Annotated in this window: 19 protein-coding genes; 10 read left to right on the forward strand and 9 right to left on the reverse strand. The window is 43.0% G+C overall.

Annotation, left to right across the window (positions count from 1 at the left end; genetic code table 11):
* Nucleotides 1-9: 9 nt before the first annotated feature.
* From FCL54_RS13800 to FCL54_RS13815, 4 genes are all read right to left on the reverse strand, one after another.
* Nucleotides 10-567, reverse strand: a complete 558-nt coding sequence (locus FCL54_RS13800) for a ribonuclease FAU-1 family protein (protein ID WP_138127244.1) — start codon at nt 565-567, stop codon at nt 10-12.
* On the reverse strand, nt 564-1,016 hold the full coding sequence (locus tag FCL54_RS13805) for a GNAT family N-acetyltransferase (protein WP_138127246.1): 453 nt from the start codon (nt 1,014-1,016) through the stop codon (nt 564-566). Before FCL54_RS13805 ends, FCL54_RS13800 begins: the two co-directional genes overlap by 4 nt.
* 79 nt (nt 1,017-1,095) lie before the next feature.
* Nucleotides 1,096-2,862: a B12-binding domain-containing radical SAM protein gene (locus tag FCL54_RS13810; RefSeq protein ID WP_138127248.1), complete on the reverse strand. Its 1,767-nt coding sequence runs from the start codon at nt 2,860-2,862 to the stop codon at nt 1,096-1,098.
* Nucleotides 2,863-3,407: 545 nt separating this feature from the next.
* A complete protein-coding gene (locus FCL54_RS13815) occupies nt 3,408-4,973 on the reverse strand; it encodes a hypothetical protein (RefSeq protein ID WP_138127250.1) in 1,566 nt (521 codons plus the stop codon).
* 298 nt (nt 4,974-5,271) lie between these two features.
* Here FCL54_RS13815 and FCL54_RS13820 point away from each other — a divergent pair, with 298 nt between their 5' ends.
* Nucleotides 5,272-6,318, forward strand: coding sequence for a class I SAM-dependent methyltransferase (locus tag FCL54_RS13820; protein WP_246055269.1), 1,047 nt, complete (start codon nt 5,272-5,274; stop codon nt 6,316-6,318).
* Nucleotides 6,319-6,366: 48 nt separating this feature from the next.
* On the opposite strand, the gene FCL54_RS13825 is transcribed toward FCL54_RS13820, so the two are convergent.
* Together FCL54_RS13825 and FCL54_RS13830 are read right to left on the reverse strand one after the other, a co-directional pair.
* On the reverse strand, nt 6,367-7,134 hold the full coding sequence (locus tag FCL54_RS13825; protein ID WP_138127252.1) for a DUF4931 domain-containing protein: 768 nt from the start codon (nt 7,132-7,134) through the stop codon (nt 6,367-6,369).
* 36 nt (nt 7,135-7,170) lie between these two features.
* Nucleotides 7,171-7,704, reverse strand: a complete 534-nt coding sequence (locus tag FCL54_RS13830) for a DinB family protein (protein WP_138127254.1) — start codon at nt 7,702-7,704, stop codon at nt 7,171-7,173.
* A 155-nt stretch (nt 7,705-7,859) separates the two neighbouring features.
* Between FCL54_RS13830 and FCL54_RS13835 the strand changes: the two genes are divergently transcribed.
* A complete protein-coding gene (locus FCL54_RS13835) occupies nt 7,860-8,333 on the forward strand; it encodes a glutathione peroxidase (protein WP_138127256.1) in 474 nt (157 codons plus the stop codon).
* A 572-nt stretch (nt 8,334-8,905) separates the two neighbouring features.
* Nucleotides 8,906-9,514 (forward strand): DedA family protein, encoded by a 609-nt coding sequence (locus tag FCL54_RS13840; RefSeq protein ID WP_138127257.1) that lies wholly within the window; start codon nt 8,906-8,908, stop codon nt 9,512-9,514.
* An 11-nt stretch (nt 9,515-9,525) separates the two neighbouring features.
* On the opposite strand, the gene FCL54_RS13845 is transcribed toward FCL54_RS13840, so the two are convergent.
* Entirely contained in the window at nt 9,526-10,173 is a 648-nt protein-coding gene (locus FCL54_RS13845; protein WP_138127259.1) for a DUF429 domain-containing protein, read from the reverse strand.
* 73 nt (nt 10,174-10,246) lie between these two features.
* Between FCL54_RS13845 and FCL54_RS13850 the strand changes: the two genes are divergently transcribed.
* The 7 genes from FCL54_RS13850 (at nt 10,247) to FCL54_RS13880 (ending at nt 17,728) form a co-directional block, all read left to right on the forward strand.
* Nucleotides 10,247-11,320, forward strand: coding sequence for an aromatic acid exporter family protein (locus FCL54_RS13850; RefSeq protein ID WP_171016845.1), 1,074 nt, complete (start codon nt 10,247-10,249; stop codon nt 11,318-11,320).
* Nucleotides 11,313-11,723 carry an SLAP domain-containing protein gene (locus FCL54_RS13855; protein ID WP_138127263.1) on the forward strand — a complete coding sequence of 137 codons (411 nt, stop codon included), beginning with the start codon at nt 11,313-11,315 and terminating at the stop codon, nt 11,721-11,723. Before FCL54_RS13850 ends, FCL54_RS13855 begins: the two co-directional genes overlap by 8 nt.
* A gap of 122 nt (nt 11,724-11,845) precedes the next feature.
* Nucleotides 11,846-12,838: a TAXI family TRAP transporter solute-binding subunit gene (locus FCL54_RS13860; protein WP_138127265.1), complete on the forward strand. Its 993-nt coding sequence runs from the start codon at nt 11,846-11,848 to the stop codon at nt 12,836-12,838.
* Between the two features lie 154 nt (nt 12,839-12,992).
* Nucleotides 12,993-13,526: a DUF1850 domain-containing protein gene (locus FCL54_RS13865; protein ID WP_138127461.1), complete on the forward strand. Its 534-nt coding sequence runs from the start codon at nt 12,993-12,995 to the stop codon at nt 13,524-13,526.
* A gap of 19 nt (nt 13,527-13,545) precedes the next feature.
* Nucleotides 13,546-15,492, forward strand: coding sequence for a TRAP transporter permease (locus FCL54_RS13870; protein WP_138127462.1), 1,947 nt, complete (start codon nt 13,546-13,548; stop codon nt 15,490-15,492).
* Nucleotides 15,493-15,840: 348 nt separating this feature from the next.
* Nucleotides 15,841-17,229 (forward strand): class II fumarate hydratase, encoded by a 1,389-nt coding sequence (gene fumC, locus FCL54_RS13875; protein ID WP_138127267.1) that lies wholly within the window; start codon nt 15,841-15,843, stop codon nt 17,227-17,229.
* Nucleotides 17,230-17,362: 133 nt separating this feature from the next.
* Nucleotides 17,363-17,728, forward strand: coding sequence for a VOC family protein (locus tag FCL54_RS13880; RefSeq protein ID WP_138127269.1), 366 nt, complete (start codon nt 17,363-17,365; stop codon nt 17,726-17,728).
* Nucleotides 17,729-17,803: 75 nt separating this feature from the next.
* Here the strand turns inward: FCL54_RS13880 and FCL54_RS13885 are convergent, their stop codons facing one another.
* Nucleotides 17,804-18,145, reverse strand: coding sequence for a YflT domain-containing protein (locus tag FCL54_RS13885; protein ID WP_138127271.1), 342 nt, complete (start codon nt 18,143-18,145; stop codon nt 17,804-17,806).
* A 303-nt stretch (nt 18,146-18,448) separates the two neighbouring features.
* Nucleotides 18,449-19,294, reverse strand: coding sequence for a TerC family protein (locus FCL54_RS13890; RefSeq protein WP_138127272.1), 846 nt, complete (start codon nt 19,292-19,294; stop codon nt 18,449-18,451).
* Nucleotides 19,295-19,692 lie beyond the last annotated feature (398 nt).

Consider the following 19,692-nt stretch of genomic DNA (forward strand, 5'->3'; position numbering starts at 1 on the left):
TCCCCCATTTTAAAAGAATAGTTTCTTATGGCTGGCCTGTAACATGTTCTTAACGTCAGTGGCTGTACGTTGCAACAAAGGGAATAAGGATTGTTCTAGCTGCAGCATAATTTTTTTAGCTTCATTGTTTGCGAGAGTAAAATCTTCTTTTGTAATTTTTTTATTCGCATATGCGTCTAGTAATTCATCTTCATCCAACAAATGGATTTTGCCATTTGAAAAGACCACGATATCTAAGTATAAATCATCGAACCATGGGATGCCGTTTTTGTCTATGCCAGAAGTTTTTATGATATCGATATACCACTGGACAATAGAATGGGAGGTATCTACCATCGTAGTGATGACATGGTTCTCTCCCTCAGGAAAGTGCTGAAACCAATGGTAGCCGCTGTCTGCAGAGCAAATAGCAGTTTCATGATAATGAAAGATCAACGGTTCTCGTACCCGCTTTAACTGAAGCCAGCCGATATAGCCATTGAAGTCTGGCTCTTCCACTTTTTTTACATGAAATTCACGCTCGGGTACACGCGCCCAGTTTCTCCAGTCAGCGTATTTCCGTTTCATAACTTCTCCCTTAAAATTTTTTGGAGGATGATTTTTGGTTCCCCTTTTTCGTCGGTGTATGTGCCAATAATATCAAATCCGTATTTTAAGTTAAGGATTAACATACCCTTCCATTTGTTCTTTGTTTTTGTCTGGATGGATTGATAGCCGGTTTGCAAGCACCAATCATGCTGCTTTTTCATCAGAGTGGAGGCGATGCCTTTTTCCCTATAAGCTGGTGATACGCCGCCAAGCCAGCTGTAATAGTGCCCGGATTTACGCTCATAACCAATTTTATAGGCGATAACAGATTCGTCTATAGCTAGAAAGATAGATGCATTTTCTTTCTTTTTTAAGCTGCTGAGAATGCTTTCTTTGTTCAAATTGCCAAAGATCTCCTGATTCAAACGGAAGATTTGATCCAATTCAGATGCAGGAGGAAGTTCTTGAATGTAGTGTTTGTATTCCATCGCACACCTCTTTCAAAATGCATAATAAAACGTTCTAGAAAGAGGAGAGAATTCCTCTAACCAGAACGTTAAGTTAATATTAATTTACTTGCTGTTTCAAATCCCTTACAGGCGTTGAAAACAAGTAAGGTTTCGCTTCTTTTGGATTGTAATAGACAAGGATCAATGTTTCCGATTCCTTGATTTCTTTCGTTTTAAAATAGTATTCCAGATCAAACGGCAGAAATTCGATCAACGTATGTTTATGAAGGTCGCGCTCTGTTAACTGAAGAGAGCGGAAACCTTCTCTAAGCAGGGCAGGATCTTCCGTGAATCTTTGCAGATATTCAGAGCGGACACTTTTTTCAAGGCGATCATCCCACCATGGTTTACGCGGCTTATGTTTGTGACTCATAAAATAATCGAGCTTCATTAGCCCTTCGATCACTGGCCATTCAACAGTTTTTCTTTCCTGCAGAAACTCCGCAAGACGCTTGAATAGGTCTTCCAGCTGGTGGCCGATTCTTGACCAGCCCTGGTTATCCCAATAAGTCCCAAAATCCTGGAAGAAATCAAACGGCGTCTCAAAAACGCTTGATACGAGAAACTCAGAAGTGTGATCCATCCGGTGGTCGTTCCAGTACTTTTCCAGGACATCTTCTACCTGCTTGATGCGGGTGATGTCATCAAAGGAGAGCACGTTATTGCCGAGTATTTCATATGGCGAGTTATCCATGTAGATATAATCATGCTTTTCTGCCCGCAGCCTTACTCCTGTACCGCGCAGCATTTTTAAGAAGCCAAGCTGGAGCTCTTCCGGACGAAATTCAAATACGTCATTAAACGTTTGTTTGAAAGATGTGTAATCTTCCTCAGGCAAGCCGGCGATAAGATCAAGGTGCTGATCGATTTTTCCGCCTTCTTTTACCATTGTGATCGTCCGGGCGAGCTTTTTGTAATTTTGCCTTCTCATCACAAGCTCATTCGTGGCATCATTTGTAGACTGGATGCCGATTTCAAAACGGAACAATCCAGCTGGAGCGTTTTCGTTTAAAAATTCGAGCACTTCCGGGCGCATGATGTCAGCAGTGATCTCAAACTGGAACACCGTGCCAGGAAGGTGGCTTTTAATAAGAAAATCAAACATGTCCATCGCATAATCCCGCTTGATGTTAAAGGTTCTGTCGACGAATTTGATCGTTTTAGCACCATGCTCCATCAGAAACATGATTTCCTTTTTCATTAATTCTGCGTCGAAGTAGCGTACGCCAACTTCGATGGAGGATAAACAGAACTGGCAAGAGTATGGACAGCCACGGCTCGTTTCCACATAGGTCACGCGCTTTGAAAGCTGCGGAAGGTCTTCTTCAAATCGGAAAGGGGAAGGGACTTCCTTAAGGTTGAGCTTCGCTCTTGCGGGATTAATATGGTTTTGGCCGTCTTTACGATAGGCGATACCATTAACGTTTTCACAGTTTTTGCCCCGTTCTATTTCGGAAAGCAGCTCTTTGAATGTTGCTTCGCCTTCTCCCATGGCGATGAAGTCGATCTCGGGAATCCGATCAAGCCAGTGATAGACATCATACGTCACTTCAGGCCCGCCCACGATAATCTTCAGGTCCGGGTTGATTTTTTTCAGCATACTCATGACAGGGATCGTTTCTTCGATGTTCCAGATATAGCAGCTGAATCCTATAACATCGGGCTTTTTGCTGTAAAGGTCTGTTACGATATTCATGACAGGGTCATTGATTGTATATTCAGCCATCTCGACGTCGAAATCTGGAGCGGCATAGGCTTTCAGATAGCGAAGTGCGAGGCACGTATGGATATATTTTGCGTTTAGTGTACTTATTACAGTCTTCATGTAACCATCTCAATTCATAGAAGGGTATTTTCGAGAACAAAGGGGACGATCATCTTATCTATTATAATAGACAAGCTATTAGAATGTTAATGCTTTTTGATTGGAAAAGGGGCTTTTTTTGGTAGGAGCATTTTCACTCTCCTTGTCGGCTTGTAGGAGGCATAGACTCTTACATGCGAGCATGACGGATCTATGCCTCCTACAAGCCTTGTCGCTACGCTCTTATAAAAAAGATTTGTTAATCTTTTTTTAGGGAGAGCAAAGAAGTTTCGCTTCGTGGTCTAATTTTAAAAGTTTTTGTAATTAGTTTTGTTAAAGGAAAATGCTTCTAGAGAAGTGGATTGGAGCGGAAAGTGTGAGACACCACGAAAATGTATTTCCATTTCCTTCGTGCGATGATTCCCTGCCGAGGCTCACCGCCCGCCCACGGAAACCGAGCAACCTGGAGCGGAAATCAACCCTCCCCTTCTGGATAAAAAAGTTCATGTAAATAGCCAGTAAAAAAATTGCACCCGTTTTATGCCGGGTGCAATTTTTGGAATTTACTAGAGAATGTATGGGCCGATTACGATAAGTACGATCCATGTGTTCAGGGCGATGAAGTAAGAAACTTTTGAGATGCTGCCCCATTCATCGTTGCGGCCAAATTTATTAAAGAGCCAGGTTAACACTCCCAGTAAAAGTGGGAGGATGACGACGCTTCCTGTAAAGGTTAAATAGGAGGGAGCGAACGTGTAAAAGGGATTGTTAAAGATGAAATGTATCAGCGCGATTTGCGTTAATAGATACAAGACGATGGATGTTGTTCTGACCCAGCGTTCATCGTTTTCAATCGCATTCACGTTTACGACAAGCATTGCGAACAGGAAGATCGCGGTAGGAATGATCCACATCATGCTATTAAAGATTACCATCAGCGCACCCATTAAAGCCTGGAATGTATCAGCCGATGCGTTTTTCCAATCTTCTCCGGTGAGCTTCTGGCTTTTTTCGATAACATCGGGATTGGAGCTTGCTGTTGCCAGTGAGTATCTTCCATTCTCATGGTCCATCCAGAAAAGGGTTTGATCGTCTCCAAACACCGGAAGCACGGATTGCTGTTCACTCGTACTCCTTCGATTTGCAAGCCATTTATCATCTTTCTGTATAGCTTCATAAATGTTCACGGAGTCTTTTTTCTGGATACTCGCTCCGCGAGCTGCGAAGAACAATGTCGGCTTCTGGCCTTTTAAGGCAAATTGAAGATAGGCAGGATCCTGCAGCTTTGAACCCGCTTTTTCTTCAAATAGGTTAACCGCTTTAAAGGAAGGCTCGCTTGAAAGATTTTCAAACGGGATACTGGTATGGAGGGCACGGTATTCCCGTTTTCCCTGGCGGATCGCAAAGGTGTTATACACCACTTCGAGTCCGGCTTTGTTTTCTATATAATCAATGCTGAATATATTCTCCCCGGGGTTCATCTCGAGTGTGAACATGTCAGTAGCAGTATAAGAATTTCCTGCCTCTGCTTTATAGTAGGAAAGCTTCTTCACTGTTTCTTTTGGGTTAGAAATCACAATAAAGGAAGGGGCATTTTCAGGAATAACAACGGAAGATATCGGGTCTTTGGTTTCTCCTGCAGGTGTTGCTGCTTTTGTTTCAGTGTTTACGGTGAAAAGTTTATTTTCTTTCCATGCTACGATGGTGCTTTCAGACGCGGATAGCCCCGTAACATTATCTAAGATCGTTGTTTCTTCGTTCCCTTTTAAGGAAAGCAGCGTTCCGTCTTTTATATAAATCGCTTCATTATCTTTTGCCCAGTAAGCATCATCGATACCGATGCCAGCAGGTATGCTGCTTTCGTTTTTAACGTTTAAAGCTTTATCCAGCTTTAGATGAACGATCTTTCCACTTTCAGGTGCATAAACGGAAAATCCATCCTCATCACTTCGTACAAAAGGATCTGTTTCTCCGGTTGTGATCGGCAGCGGAATGGAGCGGCTCCAGCCTTCATCAGGAAGCTGTATTTCATTTTGCAGGTTTTGAAAAATCAATAAGCCGATTAAGACAGCGCTAAGAATGAGCGGAAGCCCTATAGCTTTTAATAAATGCTTGTTTTTAAATTTTGACATTTGTGTCCCCCATTTACCTATTTTCTTTTTAGCTTTGCATTCTCTAATCTTTTGGCTGCAAAGCTGCTTTAAAGCAGTAAAACGGAACGGATTTGATTCAGTCTACCCCCTTTTATATAACGAAAAATTTTCGCCTAAATTAATAATAGTTATACTTAATGGAAAAATCAAACAACTTTTCAAAAAGCCAGGAGATATATCGGGCGGTATTTAAAGTCTGAAAATTAAAACAAATAATTGACGTAAATGAATTTCACATGGGATACTTAAGGAAATCCTTTATGAGGAGTGATTCATTTTGGCAATCGCAAAACCGGTCGTAATCTATCCGTATACAGAAGAGGATTTTGAATATACCGAATTGACGCCAACCTATCGTGCAGACCTTCGCAATGCAACGAATCAGGGACTTGATAAGTTTATCAATGCAAATCTTGTGAGTGATTGGTCACAGTTAACCTGGAAAGATGTCGGGAAGCCTTATGAAGTGAAAAACTTTTCAAAAGATCGATTAGAATGGGAGACTGAGCATCAGCAGACGATGCCTGTAAAAACTTCTTGGGAATATTTTAATAAAGCGTTCCATGAGCTATTCATCACCGATGTTCCAGTTGAATTATCCGCAAAAAAGAAAGCGCTTAAAAAGAGCTTTAAGCAATTTGATTTTAAAGAGGTTAAGAGCGGAATAGGAGATCTTGTACAGCTCTCGTTATGGAATTACGCACATCGGATAGAAGACGGCGTCTGGGATCCGAGGGGGAAACGGGCGTTATTTGAAAGGCTGGACGTAAAGAATCCGAGAATACTGTTCCTTGGAGCGGCAGAGGGGTATGAAGCGATGCAGCTTCATGCGATGTATCCAGGCGGAGAAGTAGTTATGGTAGATTACGACGAGTTTTGCAAAACGGACAGGTTCGGGAAGTTTCCAACGACATATCCGTTTCTAGGATCAAATCCGCAGACCGGAAGCCCTAAAGTCTGGTATAAAGATCAGATGAATATTACATACCTTGTAGAAGATATCCGGAATTTGGAATTTGGAAAGGAATTCGATATCGTCCTTAGCGTCGGTCTTCTAGAGCATGTACCAGATCAGCATAAGCCTGAAATCCTCGACATGCACCGCCGTTTCGTCAAGCCGAACGGATATATGATCATGACAACGCCGCGTAACCAGTTTAAGTCCAGAATGTACTATAGAGTGATGGCGGAAATCATGAATCATACTTACCGGGAGCTGATGGATATCAGGCAGATGGGGCTTTATGTGTACGAGCATGGTTTTGATATCGTAAGGCATGGCTATATAAAGGTCCATAACGGTATTGTTGCCAGAGAACGGTAAAACACTGTAGGTCAACTGCGAAAAAAGGCTCCTTTTTAAGAGAGCCTTTTAAGCATAATGATAGATTTTCTTAATCTGCTCTGCTACTTCACCGACCCTGTTTGCCACCTGAGGGATGGAGTATCCGACAAAAAGGGGAGAGGCAGGGAAACGAGGGATAACTTTTGCAGCTATTTTGCCCTTGATTTGATAGAAAAAGAGATTGTAGCTGTTGCACTTGCTGTGAAAATGGTGAAGAACATAATGGACTGCATCCTGGATATAATCGGAAAAAACTTCGATATCTTTAAGATCACCCATGATGCTATTAAATTCATAAAAGCCCATCCGAGGTTTAGTTGAGATCGTAAAACGGACACTTTTTTCTTCGGCAATCGTGATTCCTTCAAATTGTTCCTCGTTGACGTACTGATGATAGTCAACCTGTTCAAGACCGACGATTTGCATATGCGGGTGTGCGATTGTTCCGCCGGATAACGGTCCATGGTTTTTATAAAACAGCACGGATTGGTATTGCTTGCTGTTTACCATCTCCAGCCATTGCCGTATACCAAAGCGAATAACCCTGTAAAGGTCTTCTTTTGGATAGAGGGAAAGTTCCCCGTCACATTGTTGTGTTTCGATAAGAACAGTTTGATAGGTGTTTTGCAATGTTGGATACTTATTTTTCAATAGAATGATCGGTCCGTCTTCAGCAATAATATCGGTAAGGTTTTCACGGTCACAAAAAGGACAGGCAGCTTTCCGGTTAACGATGCTTTCTGGTTTTTGGCGGCCGAGGTGGGAATCAAATACAAGATGTGTTTTCGAATTCACGTTTTCACCTGCTTTTAAGAGATTTCTGGTTGGATTTTACATGGTACTTTGAAGGTTGTACATTTTCTTTAAGATTCTGATTTGCCCCCTGTGGTTAAGCTCATCTTCTAAGACATGAAACCACTTGAAATAGTTATTGCCAGGTTTTCCGCCCCAGAACATAGACTGTTCATACAACCATGAATCGGGAAGTGTCGCAAAGGTTTCGAGCGTTTTATCACGTGCTTTTTCAAGCTCTTTAAGATAAGCTTCAAAAGGCTTATCCCTGTAAATCCTAGCCTCTGGCCCAAGCTGAAGGGCAGGGTTCAGCGAATCTATTTCTTCTTCAGTCAAATATCTGCCTTCGAAGGTTTCGATCTGGTACGCTTTCTCAATAGCGGCAATATGGGACAGCAACATGCCGATCGAATTGGCGCTTTCCTCATAGCGGAAATCTAGCTGTTCAATCGAAAGCCCTCTTACTTCATCGAGTGTTGTGATTCTAGTAAAACGCAGCATCGCAACTAAACGTGAAAATTCCATTGAATAACCTTCCACTTTATCGATCAAAAATAAACGTGAAGCATCCATATTATCTCTTCCTCTCACAGAAATGGACTCTTTTAAATTTATGATAGCGCTTTCTGGTAAAGAAAGGTAGAAAAACTTTCAGCACATCGATTAGGGCTTTACATTGGGAAAAAGAGTACCACACGTGGTATGAATAGAAGAAAGGAGGAATAAAAATGTCAGTTTATGATTACTCTGCTAAGAAAATATTAGGAGAAGAAAAACCTCTTTCAGATTATGAAGGAAAGGTTCTTGTTATCGTTAATACTGCCAGCAAATGCGGCTTTACCCCCCAGATGGACGGGCTTCAGGAACTCTATGACAAATATAACGATAAAGGATTAGAAATCCTTAGTTTCCCATGTAATCAATTTGGCAAACAGGACCCGGGTTCAAATGAAGAAATCCAGGAATTTTGCTCACTCAATTACGGCGTCTCTTTCCCGATGTTTGCAAAAGTGGACGTAAACGGGGAGGATGCACATCCGTTGTTTCAATATTTGACAAAAGAATCTCCTGGAATCCTTTCTGAGAAAATAAAGTGGAATTTCACAAAGTTCCTCGTTAACCGTGAAGGAGAAGTTGTAAAGCGCTTTGCACCTATGACAGCTCCTGAAAAAATGGAAGAAGAGATCCAGAAGCTATTATAAGGGAAACTCTTCGATTGAGGAGCTAGGCGAAGACAGAGGGAGAGCTGTTTTTTATGGTGCAACTTACACCCGGATAAAATATTCACCGTAAGCATTTAAATATAATGCAACTCATCCAATATATACGCCTGGAAATCCGGGGTTTGGAATTATAGGTCATTGAATCCTCTATTTGCGAAAAAAAACTACTTTTCAAAAAAATGAGGTCATCTATTCCACTATTTGCTTAAAACCAGACCAAAATCAACGTTTTCTCGGTAAATAACGGCACCAGTGACCTATAATTGTTAAAAAATCTCTCTTTGTCACAAATAGCGGATCTAGTGACCTCAAATAATGATGGTAATGCCCTTTGCGACGAGTAGGCTATCCACCCGCCCAGCGGAAAGCGAGCATCTTGAAGCGGAAATCCACCATTCCTTGGTTTAAAAAACAATAGAGTTTGCAAAAACAGTCTAAGATTTTAACCACTATCTTTGTAAATATTCTTGAACCTTTTGATTGTTTCATACGTCTTTAAAGTGTGTTGGTTAAATTCGGTTAGATGGATATGCGAATGGAGTTGGTATGAAGTGGAGATTGAATCGGTAATACGTGCGGTGGAGGGATATGGTTATCTTGGAATATTTCTTAGTTTATGTTTCGGCTTGATCGGTTTGCCCGTGCCGAATGAGATATTTGTGATGGCGGTGGGGTTTGCTGCATCTTCTGATTTCCTTTACACGTTTCCAGCCTTTTTGGTCACGCTTGGCGGGATCTTATTCGCTCTGACATTAAGCTATGCGGCTGGAAAATATATTGGACTACCTATCCTAACTTATCTGGAGCAAAAAGAGGCCTTTCGAAAACCGCTGGCTAAGGCCACCAGCATGATAAGCCGTTACCAGGAGAGGGCACTTTTTATCAGTTATTTCTTTCCGGTAATCCGGTACCTTGTTCCTTTTTTAGCGGGAATGGGAAGAATGGGTTTTTCCCGGTTTGCCATTCGTGCCTATAGTTCGGCAATCGTATGGGTTTTACTGTTCTTTAACTTCGGTTTCTGGGCAGGTTTGTCGCATAAGCAGCTGCCTGGCAATGTAACTGTCGTTTTATTTCTTGCAACAGGGGGTTTACTGCTGGTTACTTTGTTTTTAAAATTAAGGACAGGTCTAAAACAGAAAAATAAAGCCCGTCATCCATAAGAAGAAATTTTTCAACAGCTGTAATCAAAAGGATGCTGTGGCGGCTCTGCTTTTTCACACCATATCGACTCTTTATGGAACCATTTCCATGCAGCGAACGCAGCCGCACAGGAATCGATTTTATGAGTGGAACGGAACATATCCCCCGGTATCCCGGTGACCTTTTGCTCTTCAAACCATTGCTTGAGTTTCTTCATTCTTTCCGGCTCTTTTTTATAACGTAAAACGGTCTCAATGTCTTCGTTCCGCAAGCCGATCGCTGCCCCTGGATGCACTTCCACGATTGAAACATTGTTTTTAGCATCTAAAAGACCAATTCCCCTCGAGATGGCAATCCCTCTTAACGTTAAATAAACCATCCTTGTTGTAGTGGGAGTCATAATGGAACCGCTTTTCATTCCTTTTTCGATAATCTCTCTCCGCAATGAACGGTCGCCTGGCCTGTCACCGCCTCCATCATTATAGGAAAGCGGTGCGTCGATCCCGATAACAAGAGGTGATGTTTCTGCTTCTTCTTCCACAATTTGATAAATTTCTCTATCCCCAATCCCGCTCACATTCTTTTTGAAAAACAGCTTGTTTCCTTTTTCTTCAAAAATGGACAGAGACGTATCCGCTTTGTTAGATGGGCCCGCTAAATCGATTCCGATTACTTTCATATCAAAAGCTCCTTTAAGCATCGTTATAAACATATTATAATAAGGGTAGCATATGTTTGTTAGGATGATCACAATGACCACACTAAGACGAAAAGTGTTTAAATTTGTAGGCGGACGGATTCTTAAAACAGGACTAGCAGCTTTTATTACGGCATGGATCTGCGCCATCCTCGATTGGCCAGCTCTATTTGCTGTGATGACCGCAATCGTAACGATCGAGCCGACTGCTGCGGATTCCATTAAAAAAGGGATAATACGTTTTCCTGCTGCAGCAATTGGAGCAGGCTTTGCGATGCTTTTTGAAGCCTTTTTGCATCAAGAGCCTATCACCTATGCGCTTGCAGCCATGTTTACGTTGATCGCCTGCCACAGACTCCATTTGGACGCAGGGATGCTTGTTGCAACATTAACGGCAGTAGCAATGATTCCCGGAACTGAGGCACACTTTATGGAATCTTTCTTTATAAGACTCGGCACAACGATGACAGGAATCGTTGTGTCGACGGCAGTCAATTTCTTTATTCTGCCTCCGAAGTTTAATCCGATGATTACAGAGAGTGTCGACAGGTTGTATGAAACGGCAGGCAGTCTGGTGGCGGATGTTACTAATATTAATATGCATAAACAGAAGCAGGTAGTGGCATACCAGAGGTTGAGCAAGTCACTCGAACGGACTTACCAGCTGATCAATTATCAGCGGGAAGAGTGGAAATACCGCAGACATAGCATCAATGAAATTAGAAGCTTTAATATGCTGTTAAAGAAGCTCGAGTACCTGCAGAAAATTCTCTATCATATTGGGAATTTGATCCACAGGGCGAAAGATGAAGAACCTTTAACAGATAAAGAGAAGGAACTTATTCAAAAAACCGGGCTTTCACTTTCGGCGGTGTTCCGGGATCCGCTTCACCAGATTCCGGCAGAACATTACGTGTTGATCGATGAATTGGATCATGTTTTCAGGCGCTTGAATCAACAGCAGATCGAGCGGGAGTCCAAGAGATACCATCACCATTTTTCTGCCAAAGTCGTCCTTGTATATGAACTGCTTGCCTTGCATGACGTCCTGGAAGACCTCGACCACCTTTGTGACCGTGAACTGAAGGCTGAGCAGCTCTCACCAAAGGAGGAACCGCTCCATGAATAACGATTTAGTGTTTGAGCCTGCATGGGAACGCACATTATCGGACAGGGATCGGAAACTAATACAGAAGCTTCACAGAACAACAACCTTAAGACATGACCAGGTCTCTTTTCATAATCTTAGGGCAGCAGTGAATTATAAAGGAGATTTGCTCGCAACTGTTTTAGTCCAAAATACAACGGGCAAAGAAGTTAGCTTTCCTGATACAAAACTTGTCTATACAGAATCGGGAGTAAGCGTGGCTGAATGGAAGTTTTCTATCTCGTCTTTAACCATTCCTGCTTACAGCAGCATGCCATGGACATTTATCTTTCCAAGTGGCTCTCTCGTTCATCCTCCCGAGATAAAAAATTGGAACGTCGCGAATTTACAGGAAGAAGATACAACACAGGCAGATAGAACATGAAAAAGGAACTGGAAAAAATTCCACGTCTCGTTATTGGCTGATAATTTGACCAATTTTGTTTAATATATGATAAACTAGAATTGTGAAAACATTGTTACATTATTTGTAAAAGGGGGATAAGTATGCGTAAAAAAGGTTTTCTAGCATTAATTCTTATGTTAGCGGTTTCAATGGTTCTTGCTGCATGCGGAGGCAATAACGGAGGAGGCAACGATGGCGGGGGCGACTCTGCTGGCGGAAATGGCTCTCCGGATCAATTAAGCCTTTTAACCGGGGGAACTGGTGGAACTTATTTTCCACTTGGTGGAGAAATTGCGACAATCATTAAAGATGAGACAGGCATTGAAGCAAATGCGCAATCTTCAGGAGCTTCTGTAGAAAATATGCAAACGCTTAAAGATGGAGATGCTGACCTTGCGTTTACCCAGACAGACATCGCAAGCTATGCGACTGAAGGAAAACTTATGTTTGAAGATGCCAAGGTCGACAACGTTCAGGCGATAGGCACGCTCTATCCTGAAACGATTCAAATCGTAGCATTAAAGGACAGCGGTATCAATTCAGTTGAAGACTTGAAAGGGAAAAAGGTCTCTGTGGGAGCTCCGGGAAGCGGAACTTATGCAAACGCTGAACAGGTCCTTGAAATACATGGCATTTCCATGGATGATATCGAAGCACAGCACCTTGCGTTCGATGAATCGACTGAAGGAATTCAAGATGGAAATATCGATGCTGCTTTCATTACTTCCGGAACTCCAACAGGTTCAGTTGAGGCATTATCTGCAACTAAAGCTGTAAAGATCATTCCGATTGAAGAAAGCAAAGCAGAAGAACTACAGGAAAAGTATCCTTACTATGCGAAAGATGTTGTTAAAAGCGGAACGTATAAGCTTGAAGAGGATGTGCCAACTGTAGCAGTTCTTGCTATGCTGGTTGTAAGAGCGGACCTTGATGAAGATTATGTATACGATATCACAAAAGCCATCTTCGAAAACACCGATAAGATCACCCATGCAAAAGGAGAGATGATCACAGCGGAATCAGCGCTTGACGGTGTTGGCATCGACCTTCATCCTGGTGCGGAGAAATACTTTAAGGAAAAAGGCTTGAAATAATAAGTTAGATTAAAGGAGTTGCCAACAGCAGAGGCTGACTAATCAAAAGGTTTTGCCCCTCCGCAGCACTTGAAGCAGCGAAAAAGAAAACGGCTGTAAATGTGCCCTGACAGGAGACGGCCTTACCTTATGAGTCAGCCTCTCTGTGTTATCTATGAGACATCCCAGTAAATTACTGTCTAAGAAAAACTTTGTTGTTTTGCTGCTGTTACTCGTGCTTGTAATAACCCTGTTTGTTCCTATCCGTTCTGTAGTAGCAGTGGAATTTGAAAACACGGGGAAGCTGGTTGCATATTATCCGGCATCCTCTCCTCAGAAATTTGCTATTCGCTATACCCATTCCGTCCATAAAACGCCAGTACTTGAATCGTATCGCCTGGCGAAAAACAATGACATTGTCCAGTATGAATTAACGTATGAGAATTTTGCGATAGGAATGCCTTCTAACGCAGAGGAAGGGGAGAGGTTTGTCCAGAGAGATGGAAAATACATCATCGAAAACATGGACAGGGCTTTTCCGTTTATTGATGTACGTGTCGGACAGGTGGTAGCGAATCATACCCTTATCATAGAGGGGAAAGAAGTACCTTTTCACACCTTTACGAAACCCGGCTCATGGGTAAGATTAAAGGCAAAAAAGATAAGCCTGTGGCAGGCCTGGAAAGGAGTAAATATCCTTGACCGATAAAAATCAGGAAAATAACCAAATGACCGAAAAAGAAACACAGGAACTGATGGCCAAGTATGACCCTGAAGCAGGGCATCGGCAGCTGACCGGGATTCTTGGCTGGGTTGCCATGATCGGTCTTGTCAGCTTTTCATTGTTTCAGCTTTACACCGCAATTTTTGGCGTATTCACCGCACAGATACAGCGCTCTATCCATCTGGGTTTCGCCCTGGGGTTAATCTTTTTATTGTTTCCTGCTTCGAAAAAAAGGAGAACAGGAAAAAAAGGGCGTTTTCAAATCGCCTGGTATGATGGATTGCTGGCTTTGCTCGGCGTCTACGTCGGCTCATACTGGCCGATGAATATCGATGAACTGGTAATGAGAGTCGGACGGTTGAACATGCTTGATTTAACCGTAGGATTTATCGCGATACTCCTTGTTTTAGAGGCTACAAGGAGAGTTGTCGGCTTGCCGATCACCATTATCGCTACTTTGTTTCTTGCCTATGCTTACGCGGGTCCTTATATGCCGGGATTTCTTGAGCATAGAGGGCTTAGCCTTGACCGTATTATCCGGTCAATGTTTTTTACGACAGAAGGTATCCTCGGTACACCACTAGCCGTTTCGGCGACCTTTATCTTCCTGTTCCTCTTATTCGGGGCATTCCTGGTGAAAACCGGGGTAGGGCAATATTTTAACGACCTTGCCCTCGTTATTGCCGGACGCCGTATCGGGGGACCTGCAAAGGTAGCGATTTTCTCCAGTGCCCTGCAGGGAACAATCAGCGGAAGTTCGGTTGCAAACGTAGTAACTTCAGGTTCTTTTACGATTCCGATGATGAAAAGGCTTGGGTATCGTAAAGAATTCGCTGGAGGAGTAGAAGCAGCAGCTTCAACAGGCGGCCAGCTCATGCCCCCTATCATGGGAGCAGCAGCCTTTTTGATGGTCGAGTTTATCGGTGGCATTTCCTATTGGGAAATCGCAAAAGCTGCCGCAATTCCGGCGATTCTATATTTTACGGGAATCTGGATCATGACCCACTTTGAAGCAAAACGGATCGGCTTAAGAGGAATGACAAAAGAAGAGATGCCTGACAAAAAAGAAGTATTGTCCAAAATCTATTTGCTTCTTCCGATTGTGGCGGTTATTTTCTTCTTAATGTCCGGTACGAGTGTAACCCGAGCAGCACTTTATGCGATTCTTACCACAATCCTTGTCGGGGCCGTCAGGAAAGAAACAAGGATGGGCGTCCGAGATATTATTGATGCCCTTGCCAACGGGGCACGAACCGCCCTTGGCGTTGCAGCGGCAACTGCAGCTGCGGGTATGATTGTAGGTGTAGTAACTCTGACCGGATTAGGGCTGAAATTCGCGAACGGGCTTGTTGATATGTCAGGAGGAATCCTGCTGTTAACACTTTTCTTTACGATGATTGCGTCATTGATCCTCGGGATGGGTTCACCGACAACGGCAAACTATGTCATCACGTCAACGATTGCGGCTCCTGCGCTTATTTTGCTTGAAGTGCCGGAATTGTCCGCCCATATGTTTGTTTTTTATTTCGGAATCGTCGCTGACATCACGCCGCCGGTTTGTCTTGCCGCATTTGCTGCAGCAGGCGTATCGGGAGGAGAACCGATACGAACGGGAATACAATCGGCAAGACTCGCGATTGCGGCCTTTATCATCCCGTATATATTCGTCCTGTCACCTGAACTTCTCATGATCGACACGACATGGACTGGAATTGCACTTGTTGTATTAACATCGCTTGCCGGCATGATCAGTATCGGGGCTGGGATGATCGGTTTCTGGATGAGAAAAATTAATCCTGTTGAGCGAGTTCTTGCGGTTGCTGCCGGTTTATTGCTTATTTATCCGGAGGGCTTCTCAGATACAGCAGGCCTTATATTGTTTATTGCTCTATTTGCAATACAAATGTTCTGGAAAAAAGACAGCGGAGACCATCAGCCGCTTAATGCGTAAAACATACAAAAGCCACTATCTTCCAACGAAGATAATGGCTTTTTATTTCCACAATTTTGCGATACGATTATAATAGATACATAAAAGGAATTAATAGAGAGAAAAGCTGATTTTTCTCGAATAATATGGTAGTTTTTAATGCAAAACTCTGGTAAATCACTGTTTTATTTTTTAAAGTTATAATTGGAACCACGAAGCAAAGCATCTTTGCTCTCCCGACTCTTTGTATTTAAGGATTTGTCGTGCTCGCATATAAAAAGCCTTGAACACAGTAGAGTCGACAGGAGAACAAGATGGCTACATCAATATCCAGTAGATTACAGAGCCGAAAATTAAAGGAGGATCCTTATGGATTACAGAATTGAACGCGATACGATTGGAGAAATGAAAGTACCAGCCGATAAAATGTGGGGAGCACAAACCCAGCGAAGCAAAGAGAACTTTGCAATCGGTACTGAAAAAATGCCTTTGGAAGTTGTTAAAGCGTTTGCAATCCTAAAGAAAAGTGCTGCACTAGCGAATCAGAAGCTTGGCAAACTAAGCGATGAAAAAGCACATGCGATTGTACAGGCTGCAAATGAAGTGATCGAAGGAACATTGGATGAGCATTTCCCGCTTGTTGTATGGCAAACAGGAAGCGGTACGCAGTCAAACATGAACATGAACGAAGTAATCGCTTACCGCTCTAACGAAATCCTTAGTGAAAAAGGCGTTGAAGAGCGCGTACACCCTAACGATGATGTCAACATGTCTCAAAGCTCTAACGATACGTTTCCGACTGCATTGCATGTTGCAGCTGTACAGGCCGTTGAAGACAAATTATATCCTGCATTGATCGAGCTAAAAGAAACCCTTTACCAGAAGTCACAGGATTTTGAAGACATTATCAAAATCGGAAGAACACACTTGCAGGACGCTACTCCGCTAACACTTGGTCAGGAGATCAGCGGCTGGCACCGCATGCTCGTTAAATGTGAAAACATGCTTCTTGAAAGCGTGAAATACATGAAAGAGCTTGCGATCGGCGGCACTGCGGTAGGAACCGGCTTGAACGCACATCCGGATTTCGGTGACATGGTTGCTGAAGAGATCAGCAACATTACCGGCAAAACGTTCGTTTCTGCCCAAAATAAATTCCATGCGCTTACAAGCCATGATGAAGTAACACATGTTCACGGCACATTAAAGGCACTTGCTGCAGACCTTATGAAAATCGCTAACGATGTAAGATGGCTTGCAAGCGGCCCTCGTTCCGGTATCGGTGAAATTACAATTCCTGCTAATGAGCCTGGAAGCTCGATCATGCCAGGAAAAGTAAACCCAACCCAGAGCGAAGCATTAACGATGATCGCTGTTCAAGTTATGGGTAACGATGCGGCGATCGGCTTTGCAGCGAGCCAGGGTAACTTTGAGCTTAATGTTTTTAAGCCGGTCATCATCTATAACTTCCTTCAATCAGCCCGTTTGTTAGCAGATGGCATGCGTTCCTTCAACGACAAATGTGCAGTCGGCATCGAGCCAAACGAAGAAGTTATCCAGGAGCATGTGAAGAACTCCCTGATGCTCGTTACAGCGCTCAACCCGCATATCGGTTATGAAAACGCAGCGAAAATCGCAAAAACAGCCCACGCGGAAGGCACGACATTAAAAGAAGCAGCACTAAAAACAGGTCTTCTAACAGAAGAACAATTCGACGAAATCGTACTCCCGGAAAGCATGATCGCACCAAAAGAATAATACCATTACATCAGGCGGGAACCACAGCGGTCCCGCCTGTTTTATAGCTTAGGGTCAGACCCCTATCCACAATGTGGATAAAGGGGTCTGACCCCACTTAAACTGTGGGTAACTTGCAAACTGGAGGTAAATGATGTTTCTAAAGCTTGAATGTGTTTCCATCCACACGAAAGATATTGAAAAGTCAGTTCGTTTTTATAAAGCGATGGGATTAAAAGAGAACTGGAAAATCGAAAGGGAGCGTGAGGGTGGTCAAACCTGGACGTTGATCGGTTTAAAGTTTCCGGATGAAAAAAGTTCTGAGCTTGTTTTGAGCAATCACCCTGAGATTACATTTACAGAAGTGGAAATATTAGTTGAAGATGTAAGGTTAACTTATAAAAAGTTAAAAGAAAATCCTGAAGTGAAATGGATTAGGGAGCCGTTCCCAACAGAATCTGGCCATGCAGCTGTAATGGAAGCCCCGGATGAAAACGTGTTTGTACTGGTTGGAAAATAAGACAGCATAAACCCCCATTCGATTTGAATGGGGGTTTCCAGCTTAATAGGGGATATTAACCAGGGAATTTATTAATTACCAGCCGGATGCTTGATCTTGATCCGTGCAGAAAACAAAGACTTTTCCTTTGTCCATTTCCGATTCATAACGCTCAGCTTCTGATTCAGAAAGGCCGAGCTCTTCCATTTTCTTGCGAAGCTCGTCTCCTTTTTTCTCAAACATTGTTCCGACTGATTCAAGGCCAAGCTCTTTCATTCCTACCGTGTTAGCCTCGGCTTCATCAGCTAAACGATCTGTCCGGTCCTGATCATGAGACATGATATATATATTCTCTTTATCAACACCGCGATCTTTTAGCGCTTCAACGTCCTGTTTTAGCGTTTCAGTATCTTGATATTCTCGAACTAAAGGTTTCATTAAATAACGCCTCCTTTTTTTGTTCACAGGTACTATTCCACGTTTTGCCTACGGGTTAAACTTTTAGCGGGATATTTGAGTAAATCGTGCTAAAATGGTGGAATTTAGAAATTGTGTAAAATAGGAGAGGAAAAGAAAGGGTAGAGATGAAGAAGAAACGGACTTTAAAGAACAAAAAAGATGGAGCGTTTGCCCCATCTTTTGTTACCGTATAGGAGATTGTTCGGAGCGGCTAAAAAGTTTAAACCGCAACTAAGCCTCTGTTTTCCTTTCCTTTAAGGCTTGCCGATCTGTGAGTTTTCTCTATCTGAAATTCCGGTCCATCTGCCTTGTCTCCTGGTCAACAACTTCCTCCAATTCATTCTCACGCCGCTCTTCCTGAGGTGATTCCTCTTTTGTCCCGGATAAAAACCAGCCTGCGATTGCTATCAAAGCAAAGACGCTCCAGAAGATAATTTTCCATGCTTTTGACTCTGGAAAGTGCTCATCAAGATAGCCCAGGGCAGGATGCGCAAGAGTGAATATCGCAAGCTTAACGCCGACCCAGCCAACAATAAGAAATGCCGCAGTCTCGAGCCCTGGCTTTCTATGAAGCAACCGTACAAACCAGTTTGCTGCAAAACGCATGATGATCAGTCCGATTATTCCGCCTAAAAGAACAACAGTGAATTGACCGCCGTCCATACCGCCAATTTTCATCCAGCCGCTCTCAGGAAGCGTCAAAGCAAGGGCAACCGCTGCTAAAATCGAATCAACCGCAAAGGCGATGTCGGCCAGCTCCACTTTGAAAACAGTTGTCCAGAAGCCATGTCCCTTTTCATTCTTCTGTTTTTCTCTATCGGGTTCTTCTTTCTTTTTATGAAGGAAAAACTTTCTTACAATATGATTTGACGCCAGGAACAACAGGTAGATGGCACCGATCGCCTGCACCTGCCATACGTCGACTAAAAAAGAAATCGCAAACAACGAACCGAAGCGAAATACGAAAGCTCCCCCGAGTCCATAAAATAATGCTTTTTTACGTTTTTCCGGCGGAAGGTGCTTTACCATTACCGCCATGACAAGCGCGTTATCCGCTGCCAAAATCCCTTCAAGACCGATCAGAACCAAAAGTACCCAGCCGTATTCTGCCAAAAGAGCCAAGTCCATGAATAAGACCCTCCTTTAAAGTAGTTAACCTAAAATAGAAAAGACCTTACCACGAATGGCAAGGTCAAAATTTCCATCAAAAAAGACCTTTACCATTCGATCGAAGGCAAAGGTCTTGCTAACAACGTACGTTGCCAACAAAGCCGAGGATGAGGTATCCTGGAATGACGACTTTGCTGTACAGCTACTCCCCTTTGGAGAACTATTTGGTTAAATTAAATATACCATGGTTTGAGGGGGAGTCAATATGTTTTTTTGCAAAGGGCTTTGATAAGCATTTCTGCTCTCCCGGGCGGCTCTTAGTGAATCAAGCTTCTTACATGCGAGCATGACGCAGCTTGCTCCACTAAGAGCCTTGTCGCTACGCTCTTACGAAATAGATGGTTTGGTCATCTGTT

Source organism: Exobacillus caeni, from assembly GCF_005747095.1.
GTDB lineage: Bacteria > Bacillota > Bacilli > Bacillales > Guptibacillaceae > Exobacillus > Exobacillus caeni.